This is a genomic window from Streptomyces sp. NRRL F-5123, assembly GCF_000721495.1.
GTDB lineage: Bacteria > Actinomycetota > Actinomycetes > Streptomycetales > Streptomycetaceae > Actinacidiphila.
The window spans coordinates 217,478-225,823 of record NZ_JOHY01000004.1 but is presented as its reverse complement, the minus strand read 5'-3'; the positions used below and the strand labels follow the sequence as shown (position 1 = coordinate 225,823).

The 8,346-nt window shown below is 73.5% G+C and carries 7 protein-coding genes and 1 pseudogene; 4 read left to right on the top strand and 4 right to left on the bottom strand.

Annotation, left to right across the window (positions count from 1 at the left end; translation table 11 throughout):
- Window positions 1-230, bottom strand: a 230-nt coding sequence (locus IH54_RS47580) for a KUP/HAK/KT family potassium transporter (protein WP_267965169.1), incomplete at its 3' end; no start/stop codon positions are given.
- Window positions 231-926: 696 nt separating this feature from the next.
- The gene (locus IH54_RS41400) at window positions 927-2,540 is read right to left on the bottom strand and encodes a recombinase family protein (protein ID WP_052397120.1); all 1,614 of its coding nucleotides are present in this window, start codon (window positions 2,538-2,540) and stop codon (window positions 927-929) included.
- 38 nt (window positions 2,541-2,578) lie between these two features.
- On the opposite strand from IH54_RS41400, the gene IH54_RS0106075 reads away from it, so the two are divergent.
- The 4 genes and pseudogenes from IH54_RS0106075 to IH54_RS46600 all read left to right on the top strand — a co-directional run bounded on the left by IH54_RS0106075 (window position 2,579) and on the right by IH54_RS46600 (window position 5,695).
- A complete protein-coding gene (locus IH54_RS0106075) occupies window positions 2,579-3,124 on the top strand; it encodes a flavin reductase family protein (RefSeq protein WP_234343379.1) in 546 nt (181 codons plus the stop codon).
- A gap of 74 nt (window positions 3,125-3,198) precedes the next feature.
- Window positions 3,199-3,336 (top strand): hypothetical protein, encoded by a 138-nt coding sequence (locus tag IH54_RS45325; protein WP_159011677.1) that lies wholly within the window; start codon window positions 3,199-3,201, stop codon window positions 3,334-3,336.
- Window positions 3,337-3,433: 97 nt separating this feature from the next.
- Window positions 3,434-4,489, top strand: a pseudogene (locus tag IH54_RS46605) (elongation factor Tu); the annotation flags it as partial.
- 312 nt (window positions 4,490-4,801) lie between these two features.
- Window positions 4,802-5,695: a fused MFS/spermidine synthase gene (locus tag IH54_RS46600; RefSeq protein WP_324607746.1), complete on the top strand. Its 894-nt coding sequence runs from the start codon at window positions 4,802-4,804 to the stop codon at window positions 5,693-5,695.
- Between the two features lie 31 nt (window positions 5,696-5,726).
- On the opposite strand, the gene IH54_RS0106060 is transcribed toward IH54_RS46600, so the two are convergent.
- On the bottom strand, window positions 5,727-7,007 hold the full coding sequence (locus IH54_RS0106060; RefSeq protein WP_043179908.1) for an MFS transporter: 1,281 nt from the start codon (window positions 7,005-7,007) through the stop codon (window positions 5,727-5,729).
- Between the two features lie 120 nt (window positions 7,008-7,127).
- Window positions 7,128-8,330 (bottom strand): hypothetical protein, encoded by a 1,203-nt coding sequence (locus tag IH54_RS0106055; RefSeq protein WP_063762227.1) that lies wholly within the window; start codon window positions 8,328-8,330, stop codon window positions 7,128-7,130.
- Window positions 8,331-8,346: the final 16 nt, after the last annotated feature.

The following is an 8,346-nucleotide window of genomic DNA, read 5'->3' as shown; positions in this document are numbered from 1 at the left end:
AGCACGCAGGCGGGGAAGACGAGGAAGACCCAGGCACGGGTGATCGACCGGCGGCCAAAGTGTCCCATGTCGGCGTAGAGCGCCTCAGCGCCGGTGACGACAAGGCCGGCTGCTGCACCGCCGCACGGACCCTGCCGCCCCTGACGCTCGCTGCTGAACGAAGTACGCCCGGCCGGGGGCGGGCTCCAAGTGCCGTTCGGGACCGGCCCCCGCCCTACGGCAAGATCCACCGCGAACGCCCCGGTCGGTCCCGGCTGCCCGGTGAGGGGCCGACCATGACGAGCCCCGGCGGACCTCGCGCAGGCGCCGGTTCTCCTGCTGCAAGGTGACTCCACCAGACCCGGGGCACATCAGAGCCTCCATCGAACCCGGAACGGTTCACTACCCCTCGCTGGGCAGCGGATGAGTGCCGGCGGGCCAGGGCCTTTTCAGGGCCTTTCAGCTCTGTCGGAGAGACTTCCGGGGGACTTTCCGCCGTACAAGCCCGGAAGGCTCCGACAGAGCTGAAAGACGGGGAACCGCAGGTCAGCGGCTACGCGTCAGCACTCGACGACGTTGACCGCGAGGCCGCCGCGGGCGGTCTCCTTGTGCTTGACCTTCATGCTGGTGCCAGCCTTACCGAGGGATCAGGGTTTGGGCAAATCCCGCTGTGCGGAAGACCCTTCCGTTCGCGAGCCCGAGCGAGGAGACGGCTGTGGAACCTGGGAAGACGGCGGAAGACGCCACGGCGATATGTGGTGGTGGGGCGGAAGGGTGTGTGGAGGAAGCGGCTGTGAGGGAAGGTCTGCCGGGGGATTGGGTCGAGAGTTTTCTCCGCGGAGCTCCCGTCCCTGGGCAGGACGAGGTGGCTCGTCTACGGAGGGCTCTCTTCCGTCTTGCGTCGTGAGGTGAGGTGACCCCGTCGGGCCTCGGGGCCACCCCCGCTGTCAGGCGGCGAGTTCCTCGGCGGTCTTCCATGCCGGGTGGAGGCGTTGGCGTATGCGCTGGGTGGGATTGCCCCCCGTTCCGGTGACGGGCGGCAGCACCTGTACTCCGTCGAGGTAGCGTCGCATCAGCACGCGGCGCTGGCTGACCGTGCCCTGGCTCCAGCCCGTTGCGTCGGTGACGCGGTCGGCGGCCCCGTTCGCGGGGTCGCGGGCGGCGAGCGTCGCCTGGAGCGAGGAGATCTTGCGGTTCAGTGTCCCGACGAGCTGGAAGAAGTCGTCTTCCGTCAGTCCCACTTCGACCAGGGTTCCCGTGCTCCACCGTTTGACGAAGTCCCGTTTGCGTTGCATGTCGCTGTTCAGTGCGGCTTGCAGCTCGGCTGTTTCCTCCTGTCGGGCGGCGGGTGTGCCGGCCAATTCTGCGGTGGTGAGGAGCCGGGTGAAGTAGACGGTCATGGCTTCCTGGACTGCCTCTTCCACCGGTTCCGCGCTGATGCACGTGCCGCCGCAGCCGCCGTGCGCCGAGGGCGGGCAGCGGTAGTTGCGGCGGTTCTCCTTCCTGGAGTAGTGGCCGACCAGGCCGCGCTGGCATTTGCCGCAGCGCAGGATGCCGGACAGCAGGTACTTCGCCGACACGGCCGGGAGATGGGAACCCGGGGCGATGCCTGCCTTCTGCCGGCGTAGTTGGAGTTCGAACTGGACCTGGGACCACTGCCGGGGGTCGATGACGCGTTCCCAGCTGCCCAGGAGTGGGTGGCTGTCGTCGTCGAACAGGACGCGCGACCAGTCGTCCCAGTCCGGCGTCGGGTCGACGCGGTGTTTGCCGTCGTAGGAGACCATGCCGGCGTAGCGGGGGTTGCGGAGGATCTTGTTGACCATGGTCGAGGACCAGGAGCGCCCGGTGGGTGACGGGATGCCGCCCCGGTTGAGGTCGGTGGCGATGCTGTACGCGGTCTGGCCGAACAGGCAGGCGGCGAAGATTTCGCGGACGACGGCTGCTTCGGGCTCGAGGATCTTGCCCTTGTCCGGGCCGGTGCGGATCCAGCCGTAGGCGATGCGGCCCTGGATCTTGCCCTGCTGGGCGGCCGCCAGGTGCATACGCGCGACGCGGCGTGAGGAGTCCTCGGAGGACTTCAGCGCCATCACGCACATCATGCGGGCCATGTGGCGGTCGTTGTCGTTGATCAGGTTCATCGGGCCGCCGGTGGCGCCGACCGCGGGCCGCTGGACGTACTCGACGATGTCGATCAGGTCTTCCAGGTCCCGCGGCTGCCGTACCAGGCGGTCGAGGTCGTAGAAGATCACCCCGTCGATCACCCCGGACGCGAGGTCCGCGAGCAGTCGGCGGAACTTGGGGCGGATGACCACCCAGTCGATGGACCCGTCAGGACGGACGATCTTGCCCTTCTTGAAGGCCGAGGTGTCGTTCTCCCGGTAGACGCGCGCGAAGGGACCCCATCGCAGGTGGCGTCGGGTGTCCTCGGCGTCCTCGTGCTGGCGGTCGACGCCCGCTTCCAGGCCGAAACGGTCCGAGGAGATCCGCAGGTACGCGGCGGGGCGCTTGGGGTGGTAGGAGGACAGCTGGTCGAAGAGGTTGAGGGTGACGCCGCGGCCCATCCCGGAACGCGTTCTACAGGCTCCTCACGGCGACCGTGGTGCCCAGGCCCATCGCCTGGGTGTCCACCACGTCGGCGGCGGGGACGGACAACCTCGCCCCGCACAGCTTCTTCACCGTCGCCTGCGTCGATCCGCCCGTCGTGCAGTTCACCTCCGTCGGGCGGAAGGACTCGTTGCGGAACGTCGAGGAGACGGGGGAGTTCGTGGTCAATCTCGCGCCCGAGCACCTCTTCGAGGAGATCAACGCCAGCGGGACGGATTTCCCGCACGGGGTCAGCGAGTTCGACGAGGTGGGGATCGCGCGGGAGCCGAGTGCGCGGGTGAAGCCGCCGCGGGTGGCGGCCTCGCCGGTGGCGCTGGAGTGCGAGCTGCACAGCACCGTACGGCTGGGGGACTCCACCGTGGTGTTCGGGCGGGTCGTGCACGCGGCGGTGTCCGAGGCGGTGCTGGTGGAGGGGCATCCGGACGTCCAGCGGCTGCGGCCGCTCACGCGGATGGGCAGGGACGAGTGGGGCACCCTCGGGGAGGTGCTGGAGATCGCCCGGATCCCCGTGCGGGAGTGGGAGGAGGGGCGCCGCCGCTGACGGGGCGCCGGCGGTAGGGGGACGGCGGCGAAAACCCTTCGACGCCGGACGGGGCCGCAGGCCATGATCGGGACATGTTCCGGCTCGCCTTCCTCGCAGACGCCACCGCGGCAGCGGTCGCGGCGTCGAAGGCTGCCTGCTCCGCCCCGGGCGCGAACGCCGCCCCGGCCGGCCGGAACGCGAACGCATCCTTCGACGGCGCCCGACGCTGACCCTCCCCGGACCGACGTCCGGTGGGACCCCGCACGGGGAGGGTCGGCCCGGCCAGGGGTTCCCGACTCACCCGGCGTCCCAGGAGGAGACACCGTCATGTCCAAGCAGGCGTACGTGCGCACCAAGCCGCACCTCAACATCGGCACGATGGGCCACGTCGACCACGGCAAGACCACCCTCACCGCGGCCCTCACCAAGGTCCTGGCCGACCGCGGCACCGGCACCTTCGTGCCGTTCGACAGGATCGACCGGGCGCCGGAGGAGGCGGCCCGCGGCATCACCATCAGCATCGCGCACGTCGAGTACGAGACGGCGGGCCGGCACTACGCGCACGTCGACATGCCCGGCCACGCGGACTACGTCAAGAACATGATCACCGGCGCGGCCCAGCTGGACGGCGCGATCCTGGTCGTCTCGGCGCTCGACGGCGTCATGCCGCAGACCGCCGAGCACGTGCTGCTGGCCCGGCAGATCGGTGTCCGGTACATCGTCGTCGCGCTCAACAAGGCCGACGCGGGGGACCCGGAGCTGACCGACCTGGTCGAGCTGGAGGTGCGCGAGCTGCTGGGCGCCCACGGCTTCCCGGGCGACGAGGTGCCGGTGGTCCGGGTGTCGGGGCTGCGCGCGCTCGAGGGCGACCCGCGCTGGACGGCCGCGATCGGCGAGCTGCTGGACGCGGTCGACGCGTACGTGCCCGTGCCGGTGCGGTACACCGACGCGCCGTTCCTGCTGTCGGTCGAGAACGTGCTGACCATCACCGGGCGAGGCACCGTCGTGACCGGCGCGGTCGAGCGCGGCACGGTCGCTCCCGGCCACCGCGTCGAGCTGCACTCGGCCGCGGGGGAGCCGCTCACCGGCGTCGTCACCGGGCTGGAGACCTTCGGCAAGCCGATGGACTCCGCGCAGGCCGGCGACAACGTGGCGCTGCTGCTGCGCGGGGTGCAGCGCGGGCAGGTGCGGCGCGGCGACGTCGTCGCGGCGCCGGGCAGCGTCAGCCCGCACCGCCGCTTCACCGCGCGCGTCTACATCGTGCCCGCGGCGGAGGGCGGCCGGCACACCCCGGTCACCTCCGGCTACCGGCCGCAGTTCTACATCCGCACCGCGGACGTGGTCGGCGACATCGACCTCGGCGAGGTCCCGACCGGCGGCCCGTGCCGGCTGCAGGACACAATTCCGGTCCCCGGCCGTCCGCGCCGGTGGCGTACTCCCGCACGGGCGGCCCGGCCCGCGCCGCCGACGGGCCCCGCCGTTCGGGCGGCCGGCCCCGTGCCGGCCACCGGCGGCCCGTGCCGGCTGCAGGACACAATTCCGGTCCCCGGCCGTCCGCGCCGGTGGCGTACTCCCGCACGGGCGGCCCGGCCCGCGCCGCCGACGAGCCCCGCCGCTCGGGCGGCCGGCCCGTGCCGGCCACCGGCCCCCGCACCGACGGCGTACCCCCCTCGCCGTCCGCGCGACAATGGCCCGATGGATCACCACGAGGACCCGGGCAGGCCGGGCCCCGACACCGCGCCCGTGATGCGGGAGACCGACTTCGGCACCGCCCGACTGCTCCCGGACATCGACCGCGACCGCGCCTGGCTGCTCACCGTCGACGGCGCCCCGCAGTCCTACGTGGACCTCGACGACCCCGCCCACCTCGAATTCGAGTACGTGCGCCGGATCGCGTACGCCGTCGACGCCGCCTTCCCCGGCGCGGAGCCGCTGGACGCGGTGCACCTCGGCGGCGGCGCGATGACGCTGCCGCGCTGGCTCGCCCGCACCCGGCCCGGGGTGCGGCAGCAGGTCGTGGAGGCGGACGGGCGGCTCGCCGCCCTCGTCGCGGAGGTGCTGCCGCTGCCCGAGCCCGCGCCGGCCGTGCACACCGCCGACGCCCGCGCGTGGACCGCCGCCGCCGGGTCCGGTACGGCCGACCTCGTCGTGGCCGACGTCTTCGGCGGCTCCACCGTGCCCGCCGCCCTGACGTCGGTGGAGTTCGTACGGGACGCGCTGCGTGTCCTGCGCCCGGGCGGCCTCTACGTCGCCAACCTCGCCGACGCGGCGCCCTTCGCCTTCCTGCGCTCCCAACTGGCCACCGTACGGGCCGCGCTCGCGGAGTCCGCTCCGGACGGCGGCGACGTGTGCGTGCTGGCGGAGCCCGCGGTGCTGCGCGGCAGGCGCTACGGCAACGCCGTCCTCGCGGCGAGCCGCCGCCCGCTGCCCGTCGCCGAGCTGACCCGGCTGTGCGCCGCCGACGCCTTCCCCGCGCGCGTCGTCCACGGCCCCGGCCTGACCCGGCTGACCGCCGGCGCGGCCCCCGTGACCGACGTCTGCGCGCGCCCCTCCCCGCCGCCCCCGGAAGGCGCCTTCACCGTCGGCTGACGCCGGTACGCGGACGCACCCGGCCGCCGCCCTACGCCGCCTCCCGCGCCGGGGCGGGGACCGGCGACGGCGACGGGTGCCGCGGCGCCAGCCGCAGGGTGCGGACGTCGCGGAGCAGCAGCACCAGCGCCGTCAGCAGCACGACGAGCGCGGACGATCCCCACAGCGCCGGCCGCAGGCCGAACGCGGACGCCGCGGGGCCGGCCGCGGCCACCGCGAGCGGGGTCATGGCGACCGAGCCCAGCCAGTCGTACGCGGCGACCCGCGACATCAGGTCCTCCGGGATCTCCTGGTGCATCGCCAGCATCCAGCCGACCGCGAAGACCTCGATCGCGACGCCGCCCGCGAACATCACCAGCGCCAGCGTCCACGCGGGGAGCAGCAGGGCGAGCGCGGCGCCCGGCAGCGCGAGCGGGAAGACGCACAGGGTGCCGACGAGCAGCACCCGGCGCGGTTTCCAGCGCATCATCAGCACCGCCCCGCACGCCGTCCCGAGCCCGCCGGCGGCCAGCGCCAGGCCCCAGGGCCCCGCGCCGCCGAGGTGGTCGCGGGAGACCAGCGGGCCGTAGACCGATTCGACCGCCGTGACCATGCCGTTGACGACGGAGAACTGCACGACGATGCCCCACAGCCAAGGCCGGGTGACGACCTCGCGCCAGCCCTCGCGCAGCTCGCCGAGCACCCCGCCGGTGCGCGGCACCCGGGCGGCGCCACCGCTGTCGATGCGGGCGCGCAGCACTGCCGCGACCACGAAGCCCGCGGCGTCGGCGGCGAGCACCCATCCGGCGCCGACCGCCGCGACCAGCGCGCCGCCCAGCGCCGCGCCGCCGACCGCGGCGGCGTTGGTGGACAGCCGGTAGACGGAGATGGCCGGGCCCGCGTGCCGGGCCTCGACGGTGGCCAGCACCAGGCCCTGGGCGGCGGGCGCGAAGAACGCGTGCGCCCCGCCGCCGACGGCGGTCAGCGCGGCCATCTGCCACAGCGCGGGGTGGCCGGTCAGGACCAGGGCGGCGAAGAGCGCCTGCGAGGCCGCGTTGACGAGGTTGGCGACGGCCATCACGTGCTGCCGCGGCAGCCGGTCGGCGAGCGCGCCGCCGACCAGCAGCAGCACGACCATCGCGAGCGTGCGGGCCGCGGCGACGACGCCCACGTCCGTGGCGCCGCCGCCCGACTCGATGACCGCGAAGGCCGCAGCGATCGTGGCGCCCGCGTTGCCCGCGCCGGTGATGAAGGAGGCGCCCACCAGGAGCCGGAAGTCGCGTCCCGCCCAGGGCGGGAGGCCGAGGCGGCCGCCCCGGTCGTCTGCAGTCATCAGGGGACTATCGCCGCACCCCGGGCGTCCTGCCAAACGGTTTACCGGACGGCGCACCGTCGGCGCGGGCGGCCGCCGCCGAGCAGCTCAGCCGCACGCCCGCGCGAACGGGCGGCGGGCTCACTGCTTGATCGGCCGGATCGTGGACATGATCTGGTCGACCACCGACTGCGCGAGCTGCCCGGAGACGCCGGTCCTGGCCCACAGCACCCAGACGACCGGGGTCGGGGTCTTCTGCGCGGGGTCCAGCCACGCGACGGCATAGGCGATGCCGTTCGACGAGCACTTGTTGGCCTTGGGCACGTTCGTCGTCGTGGCCTGCGCCTGCCAGCCGGTGATGCCGTGGGAGTTGTGGAAGGCCTTGCTGTTGAGGGCCGGGGAGACGGTGCCCTTGTCGTTCTCCTGGAAGGCGTACTTCGCCCAGGCCCTGGCCTCGTTCTCGGCGGCGGCCTGCAGGCTCGCGGCGCCGGCGCCGCCCTTGGTGCCCGCGATGGCGTTGCTGGCGGTGATCTTGCCGTCCTTGCAGGTGTCTTCCATGTAGTACGCGGGGGCGCCGGCGACGACCTGCGGATCTCCGGCGTCGTCCCCGTAGCCGATACTCATGGACTCGCTGCCCACCGTCCAGCCCGGCGGCACGTCGAAGGCGGAGTTGCGCTCGCCGCGCTTGACGACCTTCCAGCCGGCGATGACCGGCTGCACGTCGGTGGAGCCCGCGGGGCCGCGCGGATTGTCCTCGTCGTCGTCACCGCCCCCGGCCTCCATGGTGCCGGTCGCGGTGGGCGTCGGCGTGGCGGTGGTCGTGGCGGTGCTCGCGGAGACGCTGGGGGAGGTGCTGTCGTGCGCGTCCGTCTTCTTGCCGTCGTCCTTGCCGACGAGCACGACGGTCACCACGACGGCTGCGATCACCGCGAGGGCGGCGCCGATGGCTATCCCGATCGTGGTCCTGCTGCGGCCCGGCGGCTGCCCGCCCCCGGGCCCGCCCGGGAAGGGCTGCGGCGTCGGGTAGCCGATCGGACCGGGCTGGCCCGGCGCGGAGTACCCGGGCTGCTGCCCCGTCTGCTGGTAGCCGGGCTGGGCGTACGGCGACGGGGTGCCGTACGGCTGGGTCGGCGGGTACGGCGGCTGCCCGGGCTGTACGGGCGGCCCGGGCGGCTGCACCGGAGGCTGCTGACCGGACTGCGGGTAACCCGGCTGCTGGTAGCCGGGCTGCGCGTACGGATTCGGCGGCTGACCGTACGGCCCCTGGGGTTGCTGCGGGGAATTGCCCGCCGGGTACTGCTCTCCGCCGGATTGTCCCCCGGCCTGCTGGTCTCCTGGCCACATGGCTGGAAACACTAGG